19 protein-coding genes and 2 tRNA genes are annotated in these 23,052 nt (G+C 67.3%); 16 read left to right on the top strand and 5 right to left on the bottom strand.

From position 1 onward, the window contains the following. Nucleotides 1-123 precede the first annotated feature (123 nt). The 3 genes from Cte04_RS11790 to Cte04_RS11780 are packed head-to-tail and all read left to right on the top strand — an operon-like array spanning nucleotide 124 to nucleotide 3,127. The gene (locus Cte04_RS11790) at nucleotides 124-699 is read left to right on the top strand and encodes an OsmC family protein (protein WP_066477348.1); all 576 of its coding nucleotides are present in this window, start codon (nucleotides 124-126) and stop codon (nucleotides 697-699) included. Next, nucleotides 696-2,057: an O-acetylhomoserine aminocarboxypropyltransferase/cysteine synthase family protein gene (locus Cte04_RS11785; RefSeq protein ID WP_066477341.1), complete on the top strand. Its 1,362-nt coding sequence runs from the start codon at nucleotides 696-698 to the stop codon at nucleotides 2,055-2,057. The genes Cte04_RS11790 and Cte04_RS11785 overlap by 4 nt, the downstream gene beginning before the upstream one ends. Then, the gene (locus Cte04_RS11780; RefSeq protein WP_083526630.1) at nucleotides 2,054-3,127 is read left to right on the top strand and encodes an isopenicillin N synthase family dioxygenase; all 1,074 of its coding nucleotides are present in this window, start codon (nucleotides 2,054-2,056) and stop codon (nucleotides 3,125-3,127) included. Before Cte04_RS11785 ends, Cte04_RS11780 begins: the two co-directional genes overlap by 4 nt. A 99-nt stretch (nucleotides 3,128-3,226) precedes the next feature. Here the strand turns inward: Cte04_RS11780 and ychF are convergent, their stop codons facing one another. Beyond that, nucleotides 3,227-4,321 (bottom strand): redox-regulated ATPase YchF, encoded by a 1,095-nt coding sequence (ychF, locus tag Cte04_RS11775; protein ID WP_066477339.1) that lies wholly within the window; start codon nucleotides 4,319-4,321, stop codon nucleotides 3,227-3,229. Nucleotides 4,322-4,967: 646 nt separating this feature from the next. Between ychF and Cte04_RS11770 the strand changes: the two genes are divergently transcribed. From Cte04_RS11770 to Cte04_RS11760, 3 genes are all read left to right on the top strand, one after another. Then, nucleotides 4,968-5,264 (top strand): H-NS histone family protein, encoded by a 297-nt coding sequence (locus Cte04_RS11770; protein ID WP_066478046.1) that lies wholly within the window; start codon nucleotides 4,968-4,970, stop codon nucleotides 5,262-5,264. Nucleotides 5,265-5,286: 22 nt separating this feature from the next. After that, nucleotides 5,287-7,056: a methyl-accepting chemotaxis protein gene (locus tag Cte04_RS22145; protein WP_281178774.1), complete on the top strand. Its 1,770-nt coding sequence runs from the start codon at nucleotides 5,287-5,289 to the stop codon at nucleotides 7,054-7,056. A gap of 186 nt (nucleotides 7,057-7,242) precedes the next feature. After that, a complete protein-coding gene (locus tag Cte04_RS11760) occupies nucleotides 7,243-8,142 on the top strand; it encodes a GNAT family N-acetyltransferase (RefSeq protein WP_066477333.1) in 900 nt (299 codons plus the stop codon). An 83-nt stretch (nucleotides 8,143-8,225) separates the two neighbouring features. Here the strand turns inward: Cte04_RS11760 and yddG are convergent, their stop codons facing one another. Then, nucleotides 8,226-9,131, bottom strand: coding sequence for an aromatic amino acid DMT transporter YddG (yddG, locus tag Cte04_RS11755; RefSeq protein ID WP_066477326.1), 906 nt, complete (start codon nucleotides 9,129-9,131; stop codon nucleotides 8,226-8,228). Nucleotides 9,132-9,339: 208 nt separating this feature from the next. Continuing rightward, nucleotides 9,340-10,227 carry an MOSC domain-containing protein gene (locus tag Cte04_RS11750; protein ID WP_066477321.1) on the bottom strand — a complete coding sequence of 296 codons (888 nt, stop codon included), beginning with the start codon at nucleotides 10,225-10,227 and terminating at the stop codon, nucleotides 9,340-9,342. A 189-nt stretch (nucleotides 10,228-10,416) separates the two neighbouring features. On the opposite strand from Cte04_RS11750, the gene Cte04_RS11745 reads away from it, so the two are divergent. The 7 genes from Cte04_RS11745 to Cte04_RS11715 all read left to right on the top strand — a co-directional run bounded on the left by Cte04_RS11745 (nucleotide 10,417) and on the right by Cte04_RS11715 (nucleotide 17,150). After that, entirely contained in the window at nucleotides 10,417-11,553 is a 1,137-nt protein-coding gene (locus tag Cte04_RS11745) for an FAD-dependent monooxygenase (RefSeq protein ID WP_174522917.1), read from the top strand. Between the two features lie 140 nt (nucleotides 11,554-11,693). Further along, entirely contained in the window at nucleotides 11,694-12,398 is a 705-nt protein-coding gene (locus Cte04_RS11740; protein ID WP_066477303.1) for a DsbC family protein, read from the top strand. A 145-nt stretch (nucleotides 12,399-12,543) separates the two neighbouring features. Beyond that, nucleotides 12,544-14,415, top strand: a complete 1,872-nt coding sequence (locus Cte04_RS11735) for a M61 family metallopeptidase (protein ID WP_066477300.1) — start codon at nucleotides 12,544-12,546, stop codon at nucleotides 14,413-14,415. A 91-nt stretch (nucleotides 14,416-14,506) separates the two neighbouring features. Beyond that, the gene (locus Cte04_RS11730; RefSeq protein ID WP_066477291.1) at nucleotides 14,507-15,286 is read left to right on the top strand and encodes an enoyl-CoA hydratase; all 780 of its coding nucleotides are present in this window, start codon (nucleotides 14,507-14,509) and stop codon (nucleotides 15,284-15,286) included. 25 nt (nucleotides 15,287-15,311) lie between these two features. After that, nucleotides 15,312-15,388 (top strand) — tRNA-Met (locus Cte04_RS11725). 132 nt (nucleotides 15,389-15,520) lie between these two features. Beyond that, nucleotides 15,521-15,597 (top strand) — tRNA-Met (locus tag Cte04_RS11720). A gap of 317 nt (nucleotides 15,598-15,914) precedes the next feature. After that, complete coding sequence (locus Cte04_RS11715) at nucleotides 15,915-17,150, top strand: MFS transporter (RefSeq protein ID WP_157081982.1); 1,236 nt, start codon at nucleotides 15,915-15,917, stop codon at nucleotides 17,148-17,150. A gap of 124 nt (nucleotides 17,151-17,274) precedes the next feature. On the opposite strand, the gene Cte04_RS11710 is transcribed toward Cte04_RS11715, so the two are convergent. Then, nucleotides 17,275-18,177: a LysR family transcriptional regulator gene (locus tag Cte04_RS11710; RefSeq protein WP_066477280.1), complete on the bottom strand. Its 903-nt coding sequence runs from the start codon at nucleotides 18,175-18,177 to the stop codon at nucleotides 17,275-17,277. Nucleotides 18,178-18,391: 214 nt separating this feature from the next. Here Cte04_RS11710 and mdlC point away from each other — a divergent pair, with 214 nt between their 5' ends. Beyond that, nucleotides 18,392-19,939 (top strand): benzoylformate decarboxylase, encoded by a 1,548-nt coding sequence (gene mdlC, locus Cte04_RS11705; RefSeq protein WP_245633363.1) that lies wholly within the window; start codon nucleotides 18,392-18,394, stop codon nucleotides 19,937-19,939. A gap of 56 nt (nucleotides 19,940-19,995) precedes the next feature. After that, nucleotides 19,996-20,988 (top strand): Bug family tripartite tricarboxylate transporter substrate binding protein, encoded by a 993-nt coding sequence (locus Cte04_RS11700; RefSeq protein WP_066477275.1) that lies wholly within the window; start codon nucleotides 19,996-19,998, stop codon nucleotides 20,986-20,988. Nucleotides 20,989-21,083: 95 nt separating this feature from the next. On the opposite strand, the gene Cte04_RS11695 is transcribed toward Cte04_RS11700, so the two are convergent. Next, the gene (locus Cte04_RS11695) at nucleotides 21,084-22,010 is read right to left on the bottom strand and encodes a molybdenum-dependent transcriptional regulator ModE (protein ID WP_066478038.1); all 927 of its coding nucleotides are present in this window, start codon (nucleotides 22,008-22,010) and stop codon (nucleotides 21,084-21,086) included. A 105-nt stretch (nucleotides 22,011-22,115) separates the two neighbouring features. Here Cte04_RS11695 and modA point away from each other — a divergent pair, with 105 nt between their 5' ends. Next, nucleotides 22,116-22,919: a molybdate ABC transporter substrate-binding protein gene (gene modA, locus Cte04_RS11690; RefSeq protein ID WP_066477266.1), complete on the top strand. Its 804-nt coding sequence runs from the start codon at nucleotides 22,116-22,118 to the stop codon at nucleotides 22,917-22,919. Nucleotides 22,920-23,052: the final 133 nt, after the last annotated feature.

Genomic DNA, 23,052 nt, shown 5'->3' with positions numbered 1-23,052 from the left:
CGGTCCCGGAGGCTGTCGCCTGCGAAAAACGCATATGAAAAGCGCATATGCAAGCTCGAAAAGCTTCGTAGCCGGCACCGCGGGCTTGGCCGACCATGGCGCCATTCCCACCGGAGAAACACCATGAGCCTGAACGACTACCTGCACCACAAGCGCCACGCCGTCCTGGGGCGCCAGCAACGCATTGCCGAAGGCCGTGCCGAGGCCGCCTCGCTGCACGCCCATGTCACCGCCGAGGGGCGCAGCGGCATCCGCCGCCTGCGCATCCGCGAGCACCAGGCGATCAGCGACAGTCCCTACGACTTCGCCGGCTTCAACCTGGGCCCCTCCTCGCCCGAGCTGCAGCTGGGCGTGCTGGGCACCTGCGTCACCCACATCTTCGAGATCCAGGCGGCACTGCTGCAGGTACCTCTGGACAGCGTGGAAGTCGACGTGCGCGGCACCATAGACCCGCGCGGCGGCCATCCCGGCCACGAGTCCACGCCCATCTGGCCGCATGACATCCGCTACGAAGTACGGGTCGCGTCCAGCGCATCGGATGCGCAGCTCGAAGAGCTGTTCGCCGCCGTGGAAAAGAACTGCCCCATCCTGAACCTGCTGCGCAACCCGCAGCACATCGTCGGCACCCTGGTGCGCGCCACGCCGGCAGCTCCGGCGAAGGCCGCCGCTGCCGAACCCAGGCAAGCGCTTGCCGCATGAGCCAGGCACCCGCATTCGGCCGCAATGCCGCATGGCGGCCCGACACCATCGTGCTCCACGCGGGCTACGACGGCTTGCAGCACCAGCGCAGCGCTGCGATTCCCATCTACCAGACCACATCCTTCCTGTTCGAGGATGCCCAGCACGGCGCGGAGCTGTTCGACCTGGTGCAGGAAGGGCCGGTGTACGCACGCACGGGCAACCCCACGCAGGCCGTGCTGGAGCAACGCATCGCCCAGCTGGAAGGCGGCGCTGCCGCGCTGGCCGTGGCGTCCGGCATGGCAGCCATCGACATCACGCTGGCCACGCTGGCCCAGTCGGGCGACCATGTGATCCTGGCCTCGGCCCTGTATGGCGGTACCCACAACCTGGTGGTGCACGTGCTGCAAGGCCGCGGCATTGCCAGCACCGTGGTGGCGCGCGGCGACAGCGATGCCCTGCACACGGCCATCACAGAGCGCACCAAGGCCGTGTTCCTGGAGACCGTCGCCAATCCCTCGGGGGAGGTGGCGGACATTGCCGCGGTTGCCGCGCTGGCCCATGCCCACGGCATCGCGGTGGTGGTGGACAATACCAGCGCCACGCCTCTGCTCGTCCGCCCCCTGGAGCACGGCGCCGACGTGGTGGTGCACTCGGCGACCAAATACATAGGCGGACATGGCTGCGTCATCGGCGGACTGATCGTGGACGGCGGCCACTTCGACTGGAATGCGCAGGCCCGGCGCTACCCGCAACTCACGCGCCCGGACCCGGCCTTCCACCATGTGGTGTTCACCGAACGCTACCCCGAGGCGGCGCTGCTGGCACGCGCGCGCACCGTCATGCTGCGCAATGCGGGCGCCACGCTGGCTGCCCACTCGGCCTTTTTGCTGCTGCAGGGGCTGGAGACGCTGGCGCTGCGCATGGAGCGCATCAGCAGCAACACCCGGGCCGTGCTGGATTTCCTGCAGGCGCAGCCCCAGGTGGCACGCGTTTTCCATGCAACCTCTGCCGGGCAGGCAGGCCGCGAACTGGCCCGCCGCTACCTGCGCGGCGGGCTGGTCCCCGGCCTGCTGTCCTTCGAACTGCGTGGCGGAAGGACTGCGGCCCGGCAGTTTTACGACGCGCTGCAGCTGTTCCAGCGCCTGGTCAACATCGGGGACAGCAAATCGCTGGCGGCCATACCGGCCGAAACCACCCACCACCTGCTCAGCGATGCGGAGCTGGCGCGCGTGGGCATTGCGCCGGGCCTGGTGCGCCTGTCCATCGGCATAGAGCATCCCGACGACCTGCTGGCCGACCTGCGGCAAGCCCTGGAGCATGCCGCCGCCAGCAGCCCATCCCCCTCCCCTGCCGACGGACTTCAGGAGCCTGCATGAGCACCGCCGCACACGCCATTTTCCCTGCGCCTCCCATCGGGCATGCAGCGCCGTCCAGCGCACTGCGAGACGCGCTGCCGGTCATCGACCTTGCGGCACTGGGCGACGCCACGCGCCACACCCCGCTTCATGCGCGACTGGCCCACATCGCGCGCGACATCGGCTTTTTCTACCTGGAAGGGCACGGCATAGACACCGCGCAGATCGAGCGGCTGCAGGCCATCTCCCGCCGCTTCTTCGAGCTGCCGCCGCAGGCCAAAGAGCGCATCGCCATCCGCAATTCCCGGCATTTCCGCGGCTATACCGGCGTGGGCGGGGAAATCACCCGCCTGAGGCCCGACCTGCGCGAGCAGATCGACTTCGGCGAGGAACTGCCTGCCATCGACGAGAGCCCCGATACACCGGCCTGGTGGGGGCTGCAAGGCCCCAACCAGTGGCCCGGGGAGCTTCCCGAGCTGCAGCGCGAAATCCTGGCCTGGCAGGAAGCTGCGCGCCAGGTGGCCAAGCGCCTGCTGCAAGCCTTTCTGGTGGCGCTGGAGCAGCCGGCCACGGCACTGGATGCCCTGGTTGCACCGCCGCACAACAACCGCCTGAAGATCATCCGCTATCCCAGCCAGGAGCATGGGCGCCCCGACCAGGGCGTGGGCGCCCACAAGGACGGCGGCCTGCTGACCCTGCTGCTGCAGGACAAGGTGGGCGGACTGCAGGTGCTGACCCCGCAGGGCTGGCTGGACGTGCCACCCCGCGAGAATGCCTTTGTCGTGAACATCGGGGAGATGCTGGAGCTGGCCACCAACGGCTATCTGCGCGCCAACGAGCACCGGGTGGTCTCGCCGCGCTCGGGAGCCAGCCGCTACTCCATCGCCTATTTCTTCTCGCCCAGCCTGCATGCGCAGGAAGTCCCCCTGCTGGACCTGCCCCCGCACCTGGCCCGGCTGGCGCGCGGCCCCGAAAGCGATCCCCACAATCCGCTGTTCACGCACATCGGCACCAATGCGCTGAAGGGAAGGCTGCGCTCCCATCTGGACGTGGCGCAGCGCTACTACCCGGACCTGGCTCCGAGGCGATAGTCACCCCGACTTTGCGCAGAAAAAAAGCACCAGGGGCACTAACCGCCCTGGTGCTTTACCGTTCCAGGCGGCGCGCGAAGCGCCAGCCCACGATGCAACTCAGACGTTGAACAGGAAGTTCATCACGTCGCCGTCCTTGACCACGTATTCCTTGCCTTCGGCGCGCATCTTGCCGGCATCCTTGGCGCCCTGCTCGCCCTTGTAGGCGATGAAATCCTCGAAGGCAATGGTCTGGGCACGGATGAAGCCACGCTCGAAGTCGCCATGGATGACGCCGGCCGCCTGCGGCGCGGTGTCGCCGACCTTGATGGTCCAGGCGCGCACTTCCTTCACGCCGGCGGTGAAATAGGTCTGCAGGCCCAGCAGCTTGAAGCCGGCGCGGATCAGGCGGTTCAGGCCCGGCTCCTCCAGGCCCAGCTCCTGCAGGAACATGTCGCGGTCCTCGTCCTCCATCTCGGCCATTTCGGCCTCGATCTTGGCGCAGATGGCGACCACGGGCGCGCCCTGGGCGGCCGCGTATTCCTTGAGCTTGTCCAGCAGCGGGTTGTTCTCGAAACCGTCCTCGGACACATTGCCCACGAACATGGCGGGCTTGGCCGTGATCAGGCAGAACTGCTTGAGCAGCGGCGCATCTTCCTTGCTCACCGGCACGGTGCGCGCAGGCTTGCCTTCGTTCAGGGCCGCCTGGATGGGCGTGAGCAGCGACACCAGCTTGGCAGCTTCCTTGTCATTGCCCGACTTGGCGGCCTTGCTGTAGCGCTGCAATGCCTTCTCCACCGTGGCCAGGTCGGCGAGGCACAGCTCGGTCTGGATGACTTCGATGTCGGAGATCGGATCGACCCGGCCGGCCACGTGGATCACGTTCGGATCCTCGAAGCAGCGCACCACGTTGACGATGGCGTCGGTCTCGCGGATATGCGCCAGGAACTGGTTGCCCAGGCCCTCGCCCTTGGAGGCGCCGGCCACCAGGCCGGCGATGTCCACGAACTCGACGATGGCGGGCACGATGCGCTCGGGCGAGATGATCTCGGCCAACTGGTTCAGACGGGGATCGGGCACTTCCACCACGCCGGTGTTCGGCTCGATGGTGCAGAAGGGATAGTTCTCGGCCGCAATGCCGGCCTTGGTCAGCGCGTTGAAGAGAGTGGACTTGCCCACATTGGGCAGACCCACGATGCCACATTTGAGGCTCATGAATATTCCTTAAAAAAGCAACGCGCTGGCGCACCCAGCACCGGCTTGGTGCGGAGTCCGGATCGCATTGCGTAGAAATGTTGTCTGGAAGATGGAGGTGGCCCAGAAATGCCCTGTTTTTGCAGGGATTTGTGCTGGTTCGGCCACTGGAATCTCCGCCGATTGTAATGAGCGGCGAATCTCTGCTGGCGCGCAGGTTCTCCCGCGGCTGCCATGCCTGATCGTTATTCACAGGTGCGGCCAGCGGACTGGCGCATCCCCCCCTGAGGCCAGCTTTCAACAGGCCGAGCCGCACACCCGCCAGCCACGCAGCCCCGGCGCTGCCATCCGGCCTCCCAGGAAGGCATCCGGACCCCGCTGCCAGTCAGAGGCTTGCAATGCAAGGCCCCCGCACCCGACGGCCGATCACTTGCCGAGGTGCAATTGTTTCAATTTGTATATTTTTGTTAAAAAATGTTTAAGATTTCAGTCTGAAGATGTCTTCCACGAAATGCGCGCCAGCGCCTTGCGGCAGGCCGGCAGCGTCCGTTCGCAAGCGTCTTCGAAGCGACTGCTGGTTATCGACGCGGGCTGCGACCGGGGGCAAGGCACCGATTGCGCCGCGCATTCCATCAGCCCGTTCAGAGGATTCAAAGAAGGAATCAAGATGAAGACACACACTGCCTCCTATCAGGAACTGCTCGCACAACGCGCAGCTTTGGAACAGCAGATTGCCAGCGCCCGGCAAGCCGAGGTGGCCGAGGCCTTGCAAAGCATCCGGACCCTGGTCGAGGCGTTCGGCCTCACCCCGCGGGATGTGTTCCCTCCGGCAACGCGCCAGCGCAGGACCGCGTCGGTAGCGCCCAAGTACCGCGATCCGGCCACAGGCAGTACCTGGACCGGCCGCGGCAAGCCGCCCGCCTGGATCAGGGACAGGGACCGCACGCAGTTTGCAATCGGATGAACGCCAGCCTTCGGAAAACAAGATGAAAACCGATCACGAGATGAATGGCTGGACCCTGGCCCGCAAGCTGAGTGCGTCCTTCGGGACCCTGCTGCTGCTGTGCCTGCTGCTCGGCGCACTGGGGCTATGGCAGATGAGCCGCATCAACGCCGCCACCGTGGAAATCGCCGAAAACTGGCTGCCCAGCGTGGAAACGCTGGCTGAGATCCGCGCCTACGCCAACCAGTTGCGCCGCGCCGAATCCGACCACATCCTGTCGGCCGACCAGGCGGAGATGGACGAGGTGGACAAGCGCATCCACGACCTGCACAACAAGCTGGCCGATTTTGAGCGTCGCTATGTGCCGCTGATCAGTTCGCCCGGGGAACAGGCTCTCTGGAACGATGTGCAAAAGCAGAAGGCAGCCTACCTTCTCACGCAGGAAAAGCTGCAGTCCCTGTCGCGCCAGGGCGAGGCGGCCCTCCAGGAAACCACCACGTACTACCGAGGGCCTTCGCGCAAGGCCTTCACCGCCTATCTCGACGCGATCGTGAAAAGCACCGAACTGAACGCAAGGGGGTCCGAGGATTCCAAGCGCCAGGCAGCGGCCAGCTTTGCCAGCGCGCGTGCGCAGTCGCTGCTGCTGGTCGGCCTGGCCATGGCGCTGGGCGTCGTGCTGGCCGTGCTGATCATGCGGGGCGTGCAGCGCTCCATCGGCGGCGACCCTGCAGTGGCGGCCCGTGCGGTCAGCCGCGTTGCCGAAGGCGACCTGTCCGGCCGCATCGCGATTGCTCCGGGCGACCGGCACAGCCTGATGGCGGCGCTGCACCGCATGCAGGCCAGCCTGACCGATGTGGTCGCCAATGTACGGGCGAACTCCGAGAGCGTGGCCTCGGCCAGCACCCAGATCGCGCAAAGCAATCAGGACCTCAGTCAGCGCACCGAGGAGCAGGCCAGCGCCCTGCAGCAGACAGCCGCCACCATGGAGCAGCTCAACACCACCGTGCGCCACAACACCGACAGCGCCAAACAGGCCAATCAGCTGGCCCAGGGTGCTTCGGCCGTGGCTGCCCGAGGCGGTGAAGTGGTCGGCAAGGTGGTCAGCACCATGCAGGACATCAGCGACAGCAGCCGCAAGATCGGGGACATCATCGGCGTCATTGACGGCATCGCTTTCCAGACCAACATCCTCGCGCTCAACGCTGCGGTGGAAGCGGCCCGCGCCGGCGAGCAAGGCCGGGGCTTTGCGGTAGTGGCCGGCGAAGTGCGCACGCTGGCCCAGCGCAGCGCAGAGGCGGCCAAGGAGATCAAGGCATTGATCGAACGCAGCGTGGAGCAGGTCGACCAAGGCTCGGCGCTGGTCGGCCAGGCGGGCAGGACCATGGGTGAGATCGTGGGCTCCATACAGCGCGTCAGCGACATCGTGGCGGAAATCACTTCCGCGAGCATCGAACAAAGCGCGGGTATCTCGCAGGTGGGCGACGCCGTCACCCAGATGGACCAAGTGACGCAACAGAACGCTGCGCTGGTGGAAGAAAGTGCCGCCGCGGCTGCCAACCTGAAGAGCCAGGCACAGCAACTGGTGGACGCCGTTGCGGTATTCAAGCTCTCGGACGCCGGCCAGGCCGGTGCGCCCCGCGCAATGCCGACGCCGGCCAAGGCACCAGCCCGAACACCTCGCGCATCGCTGGTGCCCGGGCATGCGCCAGCCCAGGCAGGTAAAGCGGGGGCCTCTGGCCCCGCAGCAGCCCCTGCCCTGCTCAAGGCACAGGATCGCGCCAAGGCCGAGGAAGAAGACTGGGCAGTCTTCTGAAGCCAGGGGCCAGGTGCAACGCCGCTTGAAGACGGTGAATCGCCCCGTGCCCTGTCCCGTTCAGGGGCAATCTGCCTGAACGGGGGGCCGACCTTGGGCCGAAGGCGCTTGTCCGGAATCGGTACTTGGCGAGCATCTTGCGCAGGCTTATGCTGTGGATCCAGGCATCGCCACAGAGGAGGTCCCATGTCCCTCGTTGTCCGACCTGCAAGCCTGCAGGAACTGGCGCATGCCGAAGAACTGGTGGCGCGCAGCATCAACGATCTGACCGTGCGCCACGGCTTCGGTGCCATTGCCACTTCGCGGGCACCGGACTTTCAGGCGTTGTGTCTTCGGGACGACCCACGCGGCGCATGGCTGGCCGAGGATGAGCAAGGGCTGGCGGGCTTTGCCCTGAGCTGGGTCTGTGGCCGCCTCTGGTTTCTTGCAGAGCTTTTCGTGGCCCCGGGCCGGCAGGGCCAGGGAATCGGCAACCGCCTGCTGGGCCGCACGCTGGAGCATGCGAACCAGGCGGGAGCAACCGACAAAAGCCTGATCACCTTCGCCTTCAATACCGTTTCGCAAGGGCTGTATGTACGCCACGGCCTGCTGCCGCGCCTGCCCATCCATTTGTGCTGCATCGAGCGCGAATTGCTGGCGCTTCACGCGCCCCGGCCAGCGCTCGGTGTAGCGCCGATCCACGCGACAGCAGCCGACCTGGAGACGCTGCGAAGGCTCGACATGGCGGCACTGGGGATTTCACGCGAGAAGCACCACCGGTATCTGCTCGGCGATCCCGCGGTCCAAGGCATTTTTCTGGAGGATGCAGGCGAGCGCATCGGCTACGCCTACATCGCGGCAACAGGCCACATAGGCCCTCTGGCCGTCATGCATGCGCATGCCATGCCCGCAGCCTTCGCAACAGCATTGGCCATGGCAGCTGCCGGAGATTCCAGGCAGGTTTCCGCCTTCGTTCCGGGAACCAGTTCAGCGCTGACCCTTGCGGCCAGCCAGGGCATGCGCTTTGCCCTTCCCATGGTGCTGATGTCCTCGCACCGCCACGGGGACTGGGCAAGCTATCTGCCCCGCAATCCGGGCTTCATGTAAGGCCGCGGTGTTGCAGGCGCCGGCGGCGGAATCGCGCTCAGCGGTCCGTCCCACCCGGCGGGCAGCGGACCGGAGGCCTGGCCTCAGTCACGAACGGGTGGCGCGCGCCTTGCTCGCGTCGCAAGCCAGCAGAGGATGGCGCCGCCGCACACCATGGCCGCGCCCTGCCAGAAGGCCAGCGGCAGAGCCGCACGCAGCAGCAGCGTCGAGAACGCAGCGGAAAGCACCGGGATGAAATACGAGGCACCGGCCAGAATCGTCACGTTGCCGTGCAGGATTCCCACGTTCCAGGCACCGTAGCCAAAGCCCATGGCGGCAGCGGCCAGCAACAGGTAGGCCACGGCCTCCCCGCTGAAGTCCATGGCGCCGCCGCCCCCGAGCAGGTACTTGATCCACAAGGTCACGGACACCAGCATGAAGAACAGGGTCACGCCGTTCTTGCCGCCCGCCATCCGCGCCGTCACCGTGCAATAGGCAGCCCATATCAACGCACCGGCAAAGGCCAGGCCGTAGCTCGGCGGGTTGTCGCGCACGTTGTGCAGCATGCCGACCGGATCGAAGCCCTGCTCGCCGCCCAGTACCCAGCAGATGCCGACGATGGACAGCAGAAATCCCGGCACGATCAGGAGATTGGTTCTTTGCCGGTTGAACAGGATGGCCGCAACAATGGTGAAGGTGGGCCACAGGTAGTTGACCATGCCCACCTCGATGGCCTGGCGCGCCGTGTTGGCGTAGCCGATGGACAGCGCCAGGCACAGCTCGTAGCTGACGAACAGCAGGCTGCCCCAGACCAGGTAGCGCCGCGGAAATTCGCCCAGCCTGACCCAGCCCGCGGACAGCAGCAGGAACACCGAGGCCACGCTGTACATCATGGCCGCGCCGCCCGTGGGGCCGAGATGGTCACTGACGCTGCGTATCAGGCCGACGATGGAACTCCACAGCACAACGGCGACCATGCCGATCAGCGTGGCCCTGTTCGATTTTTTCATGGACGGACCGCTCTCTCGAAAAGCTGTACCCGGATGAAGCAGGATGCGTGAAAAGACTTTCTCGTGGTGGCCCCATGCCATGCCGTGCAGCGCCCGGCATAGTCGGCCGGCCCGGGATGGCAGCCGTCCGGGAGGTGGCGGCCATCACGGCGCAAGCCGGCAGCTCCAGGCGGTTGCGCCGGCGCAATCGCGACCTGCCGGAGCCTGTTCAGGCGAACTGCAGGTCGCCGGCCAGGGTCTGGCCCACGGCCAGTACGGGCGCACGGCCGTCCTCGGCGTCCACGCCGAGGACGACGGCATTCATGCCGAAGGTGATGGCGCCGTCCATGCGCGGGTCCTGGCGGTAGGCGCGCATGGCGTCGCCGACGGCCGTACCGGGCACGCCGGTCTCGGGGTCGATGTCGGGAATGGGGCAGCGCGTGCAGGGCTTGCAGGGCCGCAGGCGCACGCCGGGCAGCTCCTGCACCTGCAGCTGCTCGACCAGATCCTCGTCATGGGCCTGCACGCCGGCGATCACGATGTTGGGCCGGAAGCGCCGCACATCGACGACCGCCTCGCCGGCCTGGACGAGACGCTGGTTGAGGTCCTCCACGGCCGCGTCGCTGAGCACCAGCAGCGGATAGCCGTCGGCAAAGTGCACGGGCGCATCGTCGTCGCCGGCCCAGTGCTCATTGGCCTGGCGTGCCTGGGCAGGGTCGAAGCGCACCAGCGCGCAGTCGGTCTGCAGCGCGCGGCTCAGCCATTGGCGCGCGGCCTCGCTCCACTCGCCCAGGTCCCAGGCCTGCACCGTGTCCTTCCAGACCCGGGCGCGGCGCAGGCCGCCGCCGGCCCGCAGCGGAACCTGCAGCGGCTCCTGGCCGGGGAAATGCAGCAGCAGATGCTCTTCGGCGATCTCGGGCCGGATCAGCGCCATGCGCGGATGGCTGCGCTGGGTCAGGAACTCCCCCTGCGGGTCGACCACCATCCAGTGCCGGTCCCACTGCAGGCCGTGGCGCGTCAGCACCGCCTGCTGCACGGCAATGCCGGCACAGGATTTGACGGGGTAGATCCACAGCTGGGCGATCTGCCCCTGCACATCGAAAGCGGTCTCGGTCATGGTGTTGTCTTGCGGGTGAAACGGATGGAAAAGAAGCGGATATTCATTGATTTGCGTTTGCAGGCGGTTGCAGGCGCCAGGGCCTGCGTCGGCAACTGGCAAAAGCATAGTTGATGCAGGCCATGCTCCCTGCGTGGGCCGTACCCGCCAGGCGGACAGGCCTTGCCGGCGCCTCCTACAATGCCGGCCATGGCGCAAACCTTTGATGTATGTATACGCGGAGCCGGCATCGTGGGCCGGACCTTGGCCCTTTTGCTGGCTCGGGAACGCATGCGCGTGGCCCTGGTCGCCCCGCCGCAGCGCAGCCAGGGCGCTGCCAGGGATGTGAGGGCCTATGCGCTCAACCTCGGCTCCCGGGCCCTTCTGGAATCGCTGCGCTGCTGGCCCGATGACGAGCATGCCACGCCGGTGACCGGCATGGACGTGTTCGGCGATCTCGACGGGCGCGTGCAGTTCGACGCCGCCAGCCAGGGCGTGGACGCCCTGGCCTGGATCGTCGACGTGCCGGCGCTGGAGCAGCGCCTGGCCGAAGCCGTGCGCTACCAGCCGCTGGTGGAAGTGGTGCGCGAGCCGGTGGAGGCACCGCTGACCGCCGTCTGCGAGGGCCGCGCCAGCAGCACGCGCGCAGAGTTCGGCGTGGCGTTTTCCGTCACGCCCTATTCCCAGAGCGCCATTGCCACGCGCCTGCGCTGCGAGCGGCCCCACGCGGGCATTGCGCGCCAGTGGTTCACGCCCGAAGGCATCCTGGCCTTTCTGCCGCTGGCCGGCCCCGACGGCCATGAGGTGGCCGTGGTCTGGTCGCTGGAGCAGGCGCTGGTGCCCGAGTGGCTGCGCAGCGACGAGGAAAGCTTCACCACCCGCCTGCAGGCCATCAGCCAGGACACGCTGGGCCGGCTGGAGCTGATAGCCGAGCGCGCCTCCTGGCCCCTGCAGCAGGCCGTGGCCGACCGCTGGTGCGGCGCCATGGCCCATGAATCCGGCCATAGCTGGCATAGCTGGGTGCTGGCCGGCGACGCGGCCCACAACGTGCATCCGCTGGCCGGCCAGGGCCTGAACCTGGGCCTGGCCGACGTGCAGGCGCTGGCGCGCATCCTGCAGGAGCGCGACCCCTGGCGCAGCACGGGCGACACCCGGCTGCTGCGCCAGTACGAGCGCGAGCGCAAGGCGGCCCTGGCCCCGATGGGCCTGGCCATGGACGGGCTGCAGCAGCTGTTCGCCCGCCCCGAGGTGCCGGTGCAGATGCTGCGCAACTGGGGCATGAAGGGCTTCGAGCGCAGCGGCCCGCTCAAATCCTGGATGGCGCGCCAGGCCATGGGTCTGCTGTAATTGCCGGGGCAGGGAACCCTTTGGCGCTCCGGCACTCCAACTCCCCTGCGCTGCTGCCTGCGCCCGGCCTTGCGCAGGTCCGCGGCAGCTTTCCGAAATCGATGAATCTATTGGGCCGTGCAAGCCGCGGCGGGATCTCCATGAAACTTGTTGCAAGCCTGCTGGCCGCCGCCAGCCTGACCCTGAGCCTGGGCGCCCATGCCCAGGACGCCAATCTCAAGAAGACGCTGACCGAGCGCATTCCCCAGCTCGAAAAGATCGACGAAGTGCGCTCCACCCCCATGCCGGGCCTGTACGAGGTGCGCGTGGGCACCGACGTGTTCTATACCGATGCCAAGGGCAACTACCTGATCCAGGGCGAGCTCATCGACACCCAGGCCCGGCGCAACCTGACCGAAGACCGCATGAACCAGCTCACGGCCGTGGACTTCAAGCAGCTGCCGCTCAAGGACGCCATCACCATCGTGCACGGCAAGGGCGAGCGCAAGATGGCCGTGTTCGAAGACCCCAACTGCGGCTACTGCAAGCGCTTCGAGAAGGATCTGCAGAACGTGGACAACGTCACGGTCTACCTGTTCCTCTACCCCATCCTGAGCCCGGACTCGGCCGACAAGTCGCGCAACATCTGGTGCTCCAAGGACCAGGCCAAGGCCTGGCAGGACCACATGCTGCGCGACAAGCACGCGCCCGCGGCCCAGTGCGATCCCTCGGCGCTGCAGCGCAACCTGGCTTTCGGCCGCAAGTACAAGATCACGGGCACGCCCACCATCATCTTTGCCAACAACGTGCGCGTGCCGGGCGCCATCAGCGCCCAGGAAGTGGAAAAGCACCTGGCAGCCAAATAGGCCGCAAGCCCATAAACAATCAAAAACAGGAGCTGCTTGCGCTTGGTATACGATGCTTTCAGGAGAAAAACCTTCTGAAGACAAGTAGAACCAGGCGCAAGCAGCTCCTGTTTTTTTATCTTCCATCCCCTGTTCTGGAGCCGCCATGACCGCCACTGCCCCGACCTCCTCTCTTGCTGCCGTGCGCTACAGCGTGCAGGCCCAAGCGGTGGATGTGCATCTGTTCGATGTCACGCTGCACATAGACCGGCCGGCGGCCGGGCAGCGGGTGTCGCTGCCGGTATGGATTCCGGGCAGCTATCTGGTGCGCGAGTTCGCCAAGAACCTGCAGTGCCTGAGAGCCACGCAAGGCAGCGAACCCGTTGCCGTGGAGCAGCTGGCCAAGAACCAATGGGAAATCGGCTGCCGCGCCGGCGCGGCCGTCGCCATCAGCTACCAGGTCTGCGCCTACGACACCTCGGTGCGCACCGCCTGGCTGGACCGCCGCCGCGGCTTCTTCAACGGCACCAGCCTGTGCCTGCGCGTGCACGGCCAGGAAGACGCCTGCCACGGCCTGGAGCTGCTGCCCAGCCCGGCCACGCGCGAGTGGAGCATCGCCACGGGGCTGAGCGCCGTGGCCACCGACGCGCAGGGCTGGGGCCGCTATGCCGCCGCCGGCTACGACGAGCTGGTGGACTGTCCCGTGGAAATGGGCCGCTTCTGGCGCGGCCATTTCACGGCGGCCGGCGTGCCCCACGAGTTCGTGGTGGCCGGCGCCGCGCCCAGCCTGGACGGCGAGCGCCTGCTGGCCGATGCGCGCCGGATCTGCGAGGCCGAGATCGCCTTCTGGCATGCCGACGGCAGCCGCCCGCCCATGGAGCGCTACGTGTTCATGCTCAACGTGGTGGACGACGGCTACGGAGGCCTGGAGCACCGCAACTCCACGGCCCTGATCTGCGGCCGCCGCGACCTGCCGCGCCTGGGCGAGAAAAAGGCCGGCGAAGGCTACACCACGCTGCTGGGCCTGATCAGCCACGAATACTTCCACACCTGGAACGTCAAGCGCCTGCGCCCCTTTGAGTTCGCGCGCTACGACTACGAACAGGAGAACTACACCGAGCTGCTGTGGTTCTTCGAAGGCTTCACCAGCTACTACGACGATCTGCTGCTGCGCCGCGCCGAGCTGATCGACAACGCCCAGTACCTCAAGCTCATCACGCGCACCATCAACCAGGTGCTGCAGACGCCGGGCCGCCAGGTGCAGTCCGTGGCCCAGGCCAGCTTCGATGCCTGGATCAAGTACTACCGCCAGGACGAGAACACCGCCAACCACACGGTCAGCTATTACACCAAGGGCTCGCTGGTGGCACTGTGCCTGGACCTGGCGCTGCGCACCCAGGGCCAGGCCACGCTGGACGACGTGATGCGCGGCCTCTGGCAGCGCAGCCAGGGCGGCCCCGTCACCGAGGCCGACATCCTGGCCGTGGTCGGCGAACAGGCCACGCCGGCCCTGGCCGATCAACTGTCGCAATGGGTGCACGGCACGGAGGACCTGCCGCTGGCGGAGCTGCTGGCCGGCCACGGCATCAAGGCCCAGGCCGAGCCGGCCCAGCTCGCGCAGAAGCTGGGCCTGCGCGTGCAGGAAAACCACAGCATCCAGATCAAGACCGTGCTGCGCGGCGGCCCGGCCGAGCAGGCCGGCATGATGGCCGGCGACGAATGGCTGGCCATCGAAGTACCCGGCAAGGACCCCGCCGAGCTCGTGCAGCGCTGGCGCCTGGCGCGCCTGGACGATCTGCCGCTGTATGCGGGCGGCGCCAGCCGCGTGACGGCCTGGGTGGCGCGCGACCGGCAGCTACTGGCACTGGAACTGGAGCTGGACCAGGCACTGCCGGCTGCGGCCAAACCGGCCAGCGAGGGTGCAGATGGCGCCAATGCGGTGCCCGCCGCCGTGAGCAACCTGGGCCTGGAGATCACGGACAAACAGGCCGTGGAGCGCTGGCTGGGCGGCTCGGCCGCCGCAACAGCGGCGCACTGAGCCCGCACGGGCACGCAGGGTTGGCCGCGCCCTCACCCATGGCTGCGGTTATTCTTGCAGCCTGCTACGACAACTTCAGCAGGAGACTCACTTGGCTTACGAAACCATCGAAGTCCGCGTGGAAGCGGACAAGGTCGGCATCATCACCCTGAACCGCCCCAAGCAGCTCAACGCCCTCAACGACCAGCTCATGGACGAACTGGGCGCTGCGCTCAAGGCCTTCGATGCCGACAAAAGCATCGGCTGCATGATCATCACCGGCAGCGAGAAGGCCTTTGCCGCCGGCGCCGACATCGGCGCCATGGCCAAGTACAGCTTTGCCGATGCCTACGGCGGCGACTACATCACGCGCAACTGGGAAACCATACGCGGCATCCGCAAGCCCGTGATTGCCGCCGTCAGCGGCTTCGCCCTGGGCGGCGGCTGCGAGCTGGCGATGATGTGCGACTTCATCATCGCTGCCGACAACGCCAGGTTCGGCCAGCCCGAGATCAAGCTGGGCGTGATTCCCGGCGCCGGCGGCACCCAGCGGCTGCCACGCGCGGTGGGCAAGTCCAAGGCCATGGACATGGCGCTGACCGCGCGCATGATGGACGCCACCGAGGCCGAGCGCGCCGGGCTGGTCAGCCGCGTCGTTCCCTACGAGAAGATGATGGAGGAAGCGCTGGGCGCTGCCCTCATCATCAGCGGCTTCTCGCAGCTGGCCGTGATGGCCGCCAAGGAGTCCGTGAACCGGGCCTTTGAAGGTTCGCTGAGCGACGGCGTGATGTTCGAGCGCCGCCTGTTCCACGCGCTGTTCGCCACCCAGGACCAGAAGGAAGGCATGGATGCCTTCATGAACAAGCGGCCCGCAAAATTCTCTCACCAATAAAACTGGTATATAATTTCGGTCTGTCGGTCGTATAGCTCAGTTGGTTAGAGCGCAGCATTCATAATGCTGATGTCGAAGGTTCAAGTCCCTCTACGACCACCAAACACGAACCCGCAGCGCGCAAGCACTGCGGGTTTTTCTTTGGCTCGATGCTCACCGACCCGCCAGGGCACGCGTTGCGCAGCCTCGATTTTGCACAACCCGGCGTTTTTCGGCATATAATCACGGGCTATCGGTCGTATAGCTCAGTTGGTTAGAGCGCAGCATTCATAATGCTGATGTCGAAGGTTCAAGTCCCTCTACGACCACCAGATCCCGACCCCAAATGCCTGCGGCATTTGGGGTTTTGCTTTTAGCAGAGGCGACATTTCGTCCCGCTGCCCCCTTGAGGATGCCCGAAAGGTCAGAGCAGCCCGCGGCGCGATGCTCCTGCCCCCTTACATCTCCTCAAGGACTTTCTCGTGCCCGTTGCACCCCATGGATGCCGCACGCACGCCGCGTGCCCGCGCACTGGCCATCGCACCAGTGGCGGCCGCGCTTTCCCCACGGGCCGCCACCCGCGCCAGGCACGCCAGACAGTCCGCCTTCGCTCAAGGACTCTTCCGTGACCCAATACACCACCAGCGCCATGGCTGCGGCTTCGGCCGACAGCAGCGCTCCGACACATGTCAGCGGCTACAGCTGGAAAGCCCTCATGGGCTCGGCCGTCGGCTACGCCATGGACGGCTTCGACCTGCTCATCCTGGGCTTTCTGCTGGCCGCCATCTCCAGCGACCTGGGCCTGAGCCCAGGCCAGGCCGGCTCGCTGGTGACCTGGACGCTGATCGGCGCCGTGTTCGGCGGCATCGTCTTCGGCATGCTCAGCGACCGCTACGGCCGCATCCGCGTGCTGACCTGGACCATCATGCTGTTCGCGGTCTTCACCGGGCTGTGCGCCTTCGCGCAGGGCTACTGGGACCTGCTGATCTACCGCACGATTGCCGGCATCGGCCTGGGTGGCGAGTTCGGCATCGGCATGGCCCTGGCCGCCGAAGCCTGGCCCGCACGCCACCGCGCCCGCGTCTCCTCCTATGTGGCGCTGGGCTGGCAGGTGGGCGTGCTCGGCGCGGCCATGCTCACGCCCCTGCTGCTGCCCCATATCGGCTGGCGCGGCATGTTCCTGATCGGCGTGATTCCGGCCGCCGTGGCCTGGGTGATCCGCAACCAGCTGCACGAGCCCGAGGTCTTCGTGCGCAAGTCCAGGGCGCAAAGCCCTTCAGCCCTGCAATGCCTGAAGCTGCTGATGAAGGACAAGGCCACGGCCCGGGTCAGCCTGGGCGTGATCGTGCTGACCTCGGTGCAGAACTTCGGCTACTACGGCATCATGATCTGGATGCCCAGCTTCCTGTCCAAGCAGATGGGCTTCAACCTGACCAAGTCCTCGCTGTGGACCGCGGCCACCGTGGTCGGCATGATGATCGGCATCTGGGTCTTCGGCCAGCTGGCCGACCGCATAGGCCGCAAGCCCAGCTTCCTGATCTTCCAGGTCGGCTCGGTCGTCCTGGTGCTGCTGTACTCCCAGCTGTCCGACCCGACGGCCATGCTCTGGGCGGGCGCGCTCATGGGCCTGTTCGTCAACGGCATGATGGGCGGCTACGGCACCGTCATCAGCGAGGCCTATCCCACCGAGGCCCGCGCCACCGCGCAGAACGTGCTGTTCAACATCGGCCGCGCCGTGGGCGGCATGGGCCCGGTCGTGGTGGGCGCGCTGGCCATGAACTATTCGTTCCAGATCGCCATCGCCCTGCTGGCCGCGCTCTATGTGCTGGACATCCTGGCCACTCTGTTCCTGATCCCCGAACTCAAGGGCCGCGAACTGCAGTAAGCGCCGCTTCGCTTTCGCCCCGCCCCCTCCAACGCCTGCGCCATCCGGCCCGGGCGTTTTTCATTGGCGGGCCCCGTCATGCGGGGCAGCAACCACGCGCAGCGCAGAGCGTGGGCGCCCTGTTTCACTCCTGCTGGAAAACCTCCTTCACCAGCTGGCGCATCCACTGGTTGGCCGGCTCGCGCGCAAAGCGCCAGCTCCAGTGCAGCGACACATCGAAGCGGCTGTCGGGCAGGGCTGCATCGACCACCACATAGTCGCCCTCGCCCTCGAACCGGGCCGCGATCTCCGCGGGCATGATGACGGCCAGGTCGGTCTGCCGCACGATGGAGGGCACGGCCATGAAGTGCGCGGCCGACAGGCGCACGCGCGGCCCCAGGTCCAGGGCCTGGAGAATTCTCAGCGTCTCCGAGTGCGAGCGCACGGCCACGTATTCCAGCGCCTTCAGGCTTTCGAGGTCCATGCGCGGGGCATGGCGGCCCTGCAGCAGCGGATGGCCCTTGCGCAGCAACAGCGCATAGTGGTCCGACAGCAGCACCTGCTGCTGCGTGCCGCTCACGCCCGGCAGAAAGCCTATGGCCAGGTCCAGCGAGCCGCGGTCCAGGGCGTCGGCGATCTCCGCCATGGGCATGGGCAGCGTCTCCAGCAGCACATGGGGCGCGCGCCGGCGCAGCGCCTGCATCAGCGGCGGCAGGAAACGGGCCTCGCCGATGTCGCTCAGGTGCAGCCGAAAGCGCTTGCGGGCCTGCAGCGGCTCGAACGCATGCGCCTCGGCCAGCGCCACCTCCAGCGTGGCCAGGGCGGTGCGCACCGCCTGCGCCAGGTGCTCGGCCCGCGGCGTGGGCCGCACGCCGCCGTGCATGCGCTCGAACAGCGGATCGCCGAGCAGCTGCCGCAGCCGTGTGATCGCCTGGCTGGCCGCCGGCTGCGACAGACCCAGCTCCTGCGCCGCGCGGCTCACGCTGCCGTGTCGGAACACGGCATCGAAGACACGCAGCAGATTGAGGTCCAGGCCTGATATATCCATGAAACGAATATCTCTTAGATGATTTATTCAATTGCTGGAAATTATGGCGCAACGCAAGATAGCTGCCTGAACGGATCGCCCCTCGCGCCTGCCTCGCGCAAAGAACGGCGGCCCCAGTCCCAGGAGACATGTTTTGCAAGCGACATCCAGCGCCCAGGCCACCCCCGCCGCCCTCCCCCAGACCGTCCATACCGTGCGCCATGCCGTGATCGCCATGCTGCGCGAGCTGGGCATGACGCGCATTTTCGGCAACCCCGGCTCCACCGAGCTGCCGCTGTTTCGCGACTATCCCGAAGACTTCTCGTACGAGCTCGGCCTGCAGGAAGCCGTGGTCGTGGGCATGGCCGACGGCTATGCCCAGGCCACGCGCAATGCCAGCTTCGTGAACCTGCATTCGGCCGCCGGCGTGGGCCACGCCATGGCCAACATCTTCACGGCCTTCAAGAACCGCACGCCCATGGTCATCACGGCCGGCCAGCAGGCCCGCTCGCTGCTGCAGTTCGACCCCTTCCTGCATTCGCGAGACGCCACGGACCTGCCCAAGCCCTATGTGAAGTGGAGCTGCGAGCCCGCACGCGCCGAGGATGTTCCCCAGGCCCTGGCGCGTGCCTACTACATCGCCATGCAGGAGCCGCGCGGCCCGGTCTTCGTGTCCATTCCCGCCGATGACTGGGACAAGCCCTGCGATCCGATCGTGCTGCGCCACGTGGGCTTCGAGACCCGGCCCGATCCGCGCACGCTGGCCCTGGTCGGCGAAGCGCTGGATGCGGCCCAGCGTCCCGCTTTCGTGGTCGGCGCGGCCGTGGACCGCGGCCAGGCCTGGGATGCCGTGGTGGCGCTGGCCGAGCGCCACCAGGCCCGTGTCTTCGTGGCGCCCATGAGCGGGCGCTGCAGCTTCCCCGAGGACCACCCGCTGTTTGCGGGCTTCCTGCCTGCCATGCGCGAGCGCATCGTGCAGCTGCTGGGCGGCCACGACGTGGTGTTCGCCGTGGGCGCCGCGGCCTTCACCTACCACGTGGAAGGCGAGGGCCCGTTCGTCCCCGAAGGCACGCAGCTGTACCAGCTGATCGAGGACCCGGCCATCGCCGCCTGGGCGCCCGTGGGCACGGCGGCCGTGGGCAATATCCGCATGGGGGTGGAGGAGCTGCTGCTGCGCCCGCAGGCGGTGCAGCGCCCGGCGCCCGAGCGCAAGCCGGCGCCGCCCGTGCCCGCCGCGCCGGGCGCCGGAGAGCGCATGTCGGTGGCCTTCGCCATGCACACGCTGGCCTGCGTGCGCGACCCGCACAGCATAATCGTGGAGGAGGCGCCCAGCTCGCGCCCCGTGATCCAGACCTACCTGCCCATCTTCCACAGCGCCACCTTCTTCACCATGTGCAGCGGCGGCCTGGGCCACAGCATGCCCGCGGCCGTGGGCGTGGCCCTGGCCAGGCCGGACAGCAAGGTCATCGCCGTGATCGGCGACGGCTCGGCGATGTATGCGATCCAGGCGCTGTGGAGCGCCGCCAACATGCGCCTGCCCATCACCTTCGTGATCCTCAAGAACCGCCGCTACGCGGCCCTGCAGGACTTCTCCAGGGTCTTCGGCTACCGCGAGGGCGAGAAGGTCGAGGGCACGGAGCTGCCCGACATCGATTTCGTGGCCCTGGCCAGGGGCCATGGCTGCGACGGCGTGCATGTGCAGGATGCCGCGCAGCTGGCACAGGCGCTGCGGGATGCCATAGCCCACCCCCGTCCCATCGTGGTGGAGGTGGAGGTGGCCTGAAGCCTTTCCCCGTCAGCCATTCATTCAGAAAAAACAAACCCAAGGAGACACGACCCATGGCAACCACCACCGCCATCAACCGCTGGCGCCGCCTCGGCCTGCTGGCCCTGCTCGGCAGCACGCTTGCCGCACCGGCCCTGGCCAACGACAAATGGCCGGACCGCCCGATCCGCCTGATCGTCAACTTCGCCCCCGGCGGCGCGGCCGACGTGATGGGCCGCGCCATCTCGCCCACCATGAGCCAGGTGCTGGGCCAGTCCGTGGTGGTGGACAACAAGCCCGGCGCCAACGGCAACATCGGCATCGGCGAGACCGTGCGCGCACCCAAGGACGGCTACACGCTGCTGCTGAGCAGCGGCGGGGGCATCAGCATCAATCCGCTGATCTACGGCAAGCTGCCGTTCAACCCGGAAAAGGACCTGATCCCCGTGGCCGCCGTGGCGCGCGTGCACGTGTTCCTGGAAACCAGCCCCAGCCTGCCCGTGAGCAATGTGCAGGATTTCGTCAAATACCTGCAGGCCCATCCGGGCAAGCTGTCCTACGGCTCGCCGGGCCCGGGCAGCTCGCCCCACCTGGCCGGCGAGATGTTCAAGCGCGCGGCCAAGGTCGATGCCATCCACGTGCCGTACAAGGGCGCCGGCCCGGCGCTGACCGACGTGCTCAGCGGCCAGCTGCAGTACTGGTTCGATCCGGGCCCGGGCCTCAAGCAGGTCGAGGCCGGCAAGCTCAAGCTGCTGGCCATCGGCAGCCCGCACCGCTCGCCGCTGTACCCCAAGGTGCCCACGCTGGCCGAAAGCGGCCTGCCGGGCTTCGATGCCGACACCCTGTTCGGCGTCTACGCGCCGGCGGGCACGCCCGCACCCGTGGTGGAAGCCGTGCGCGCCAGCGTGCTCAAGGCGCTGGAGCAAAAGAACGTGGTCGATGTGATCCAGGGCCTGGGCGCCACGCCCGAGCCGCGCATGAGCCGCCAGGACTTCGTGGACCACCACGCCAAGGAGCGCGCGCGCTTCGCGCCGCTGATCAAGGAAATCGGCCTGAAGGTGGACTGAGCGCCCATGCCGCTTCGCGGCAGGACGGCGCGGCCGGCGCAGGCCCCGGCTCGCCGTCCCGGCCCTGGCTCATGCCCGCCTCGAGGGCCGGAACCTCAAGCCGACGCCACGGCCACGACCACGGCCGATTCGGGCACTTCCAGCCACACATGGTCGTCCGCCACCAGGCCGCTCATCGCAGGCGCAAAGCCCACGATCTGGGCGCCCCAGTTGAGGCGGCAGATGGCCTCGTCGCTGGCCGTGCTTTCCTCGGCGACCGAAACCGCGCCATAGGTGGCGCGCTGCACCGTGGCGGGCCAGAGGTTGACGGAGTGGCTGGAACCGGCGGACCCTTCCCGGCCGGGCCCCTCCCGGCCGGGCCTCTCCTGGCCCAGCCAGACCTTGACGGCCGTGGCCTTGCACAGCGCCAGCACCGGCGCGCCCGGCGACAGGCCCAGCAGCTCGTAACTTTCGGGCGTGATGCGCGCGGCAATCGTCCAGTCGGCGCCGGCATCGGCCGCGGCGCGCAGCCAGACGCGGATCTGCCCGCCCAGCGACTCCACCTTGAGCACCGTGCAGGCCCACTGGTTGCGCATGCTGGTCAGCAGCCCCAGATTGGCTGCCACGGGGACCGCGGCAGCACCGCCGCCGTTTTCGGCCTGCAGGCGCTGCAGCACTTCGGCGCGCACGCGCTCCATGGTCTCGGCCGTGCGCAGCAAGGCTTCGCCGGCCGCCGTGATCTGGGCGCCGCCGCCGCCGGCGCCGCCCACGCTGCGCTCCACCAGCGCCACGCCGGCAAGGTTGGTCAGGGTATCGATGGCCTGCCAGGCAGCCTTGTAGCTCACGCCCACATCGCGCGCGGCCTGGGATATGGAGCCGCTTTGCGCGATGCCGCGCAGGATGGCGATGCGGCGGTCCGCCATGTCGTAGCCCAAAGCCTGCGACAGCGAGCGGGTCGTCAGGCTGCCCGTGGCGGCGGGCGCCTCTTCATGTTCTGCGCACGCCTGGCCGTGCTGTTCTTCGATTTGATCGGAATCTGACATAGGCGCCATCATGCCCTGCCCGGGCATTTCCTCATGCAGCCCTTGCGAATTGATGCGGACACTCGGCTACACTTCGCTATTCCATTAATGAATAGCGATACATCCATGCACCAGACTGCCGCCGCTTCGTTCCGCTCTTCTCGCCTGTCCTTCCCGCTGGCCCGCCATGCCGCCGTGGCAGCGGCGGCCGCCATGGGCCTGTGGGCCGCGCAGGCCCGGGCCGCCGAGGTGTCGGTGGCCGTGGCCGCCAACTTCACGGCGCCAATGAAGAAGATCGCCGCCGAGTTCGAGAAGGACACGGGCCACAAGGCCGAGCTGTCCTTCGGGGCCACGGGCAAGTTCTACGCCCAGATCGCCAACGGCGCGCCGTTCGGCATCCTGCTGGCCGCCGACGACACCACGCCCGAGAAGATCGCCCGGGAAGGCAAGGGCTTGGCCGCCTCGCGCTTCACCTATGCCATCGGCACGCTGGTGCTGTGGAGCCCCAGGGCCGGCTATGTGGACGACAAGGGCGAGGTGCTCAGGAGCGGCGACTACCGGCACATCGCCATCGCCAACCCCAAGCTGGCACCCTACGGCACGGCGGCCATGGAAGTGCTGAACAAGCTGGGCCTGGCGGCGCAGGTACAGCCCAAGGTGGTGATGGGCGAGAACATCGCCCAGACCTACCAGTTCGCGGCCACCGGCAATGCCCAGCTGGGCTTTGTGGCGCTGTCGCAGGTGATGGAAAACGGCAGGATCCGCGAAGGTTCGGCCTGGCAGGTGCCCGCCAGCATGCACGAGCCCATACGCCAGGACGCCATCGTGCTCAACCCGGCCAAGGACAACGAGGCCGCCGCCGCCCTGATGAAGTATTTGCGCAGCGACAAGGCCCACGAGATCATCCGCTCCTACGGCTATAGCTTCTGACGCCTGTCCTGCAAGCATTTACGCCTTCTGCATCGTTCTATTGAGGATGCAGCAGGCGCCAGCCGCTACCGAAAGCATAGCTTTGCTGTTTTTTCCGGCCGTGCCGTATATGCTGGCACGGCCCACTGTGGGA

Source organism: Comamonas terrae, from assembly GCF_001544075.1.
In the GTDB taxonomy this organism is placed as follows: domain Bacteria; phylum Pseudomonadota; class Gammaproteobacteria; order Burkholderiales; family Burkholderiaceae_C; genus Comamonas; species Comamonas terrae.
The sequence above is the reverse complement of the archived record's forward strand: the minus strand, read 5'-3'. Positions and strand labels throughout refer to the sequence as shown.

Coding starts and splice junctions, on each gene's coding strand:
- Cte04_RS11790 (WP_066477348.1), top strand. CDS start 124: ATGAGCCTGAACGACTACCTGCACCACAAGCGCCACGCCGTCCTGGGG.
- Cte04_RS11785 (WP_066477341.1), top strand. CDS start 696: ATGAGCCAGGCACCCGCATTCGGCCGCAATGCCGCATGGCGGCCCGAC.
- Cte04_RS11780 (WP_083526630.1), top strand. CDS start 2,054: ATGAGCACCGCCGCACACGCCATTTTCCCTGCGCCTCCCATCGGGCAT.
- ychF (WP_066477339.1), bottom strand. CDS start 4,321: ATGAGCCTCAAATGTGGCATCGTGGGTCTGCCCAATGTGGGCAAGTCC.
- Cte04_RS11770 (WP_066478046.1), top strand. CDS start 4,968: ATGAAGACACACACTGCCTCCTATCAGGAACTGCTCGCACAACGCGCA.
- Cte04_RS22145 (WP_281178774.1), top strand. CDS start 5,287: ATGAAAACCGATCACGAGATGAATGGCTGGACCCTGGCCCGCAAGCTG.
- Cte04_RS11760 (WP_066477333.1), top strand. CDS start 7,243: ATGTCCCTCGTTGTCCGACCTGCAAGCCTGCAGGAACTGGCGCATGCC.
- yddG (WP_066477326.1), bottom strand. CDS start 9,131: ATGAAAAAATCGAACAGGGCCACGCTGATCGGCATGGTCGCCGTTGTG.
- Cte04_RS11750 (WP_066477321.1), bottom strand. CDS start 10,227: ATGACCGAGACCGCTTTCGATGTGCAGGGGCAGATCGCCCAGCTGTGG.
- Cte04_RS11745 (WP_174522917.1), top strand. CDS start 10,417: ATGGCGCAAACCTTTGATGTATGTATACGCGGAGCCGGCATCGTGGGC.
- Cte04_RS11740 (WP_066477303.1), top strand. CDS start 11,694: ATGAAACTTGTTGCAAGCCTGCTGGCCGCCGCCAGCCTGACCCTGAGC.
- Cte04_RS11735 (WP_066477300.1), top strand. CDS start 12,544: ATGACCGCCACTGCCCCGACCTCCTCTCTTGCTGCCGTGCGCTACAGC.
- Cte04_RS11715 (WP_157081982.1), top strand. CDS start 15,915: ATGGCTGCGGCTTCGGCCGACAGCAGCGCTCCGACACATGTCAGCGGC.
- Cte04_RS11710 (WP_066477280.1), bottom strand. CDS start 18,177: ATGGATATATCAGGCCTGGACCTCAATCTGCTGCGTGTCTTCGATGCC.
- mdlC (WP_245633363.1), top strand. CDS start 18,392: ATGCTGCGCGAGCTGGGCATGACGCGCATTTTCGGCAACCCCGGCTCC.
- Cte04_RS11700 (WP_066477275.1), top strand. CDS start 19,996: ATGGCAACCACCACCGCCATCAACCGCTGGCGCCGCCTCGGCCTGCTG.
- Cte04_RS11695 (WP_066478038.1), bottom strand. CDS start 22,010: ATGTCAGATTCCGATCAAATCGAAGAACAGCACGGCCAGGCGTGCGCA.
- modA (WP_066477266.1), top strand. CDS start 22,116: ATGCACCAGACTGCCGCCGCTTCGTTCCGCTCTTCTCGCCTGTCCTTC.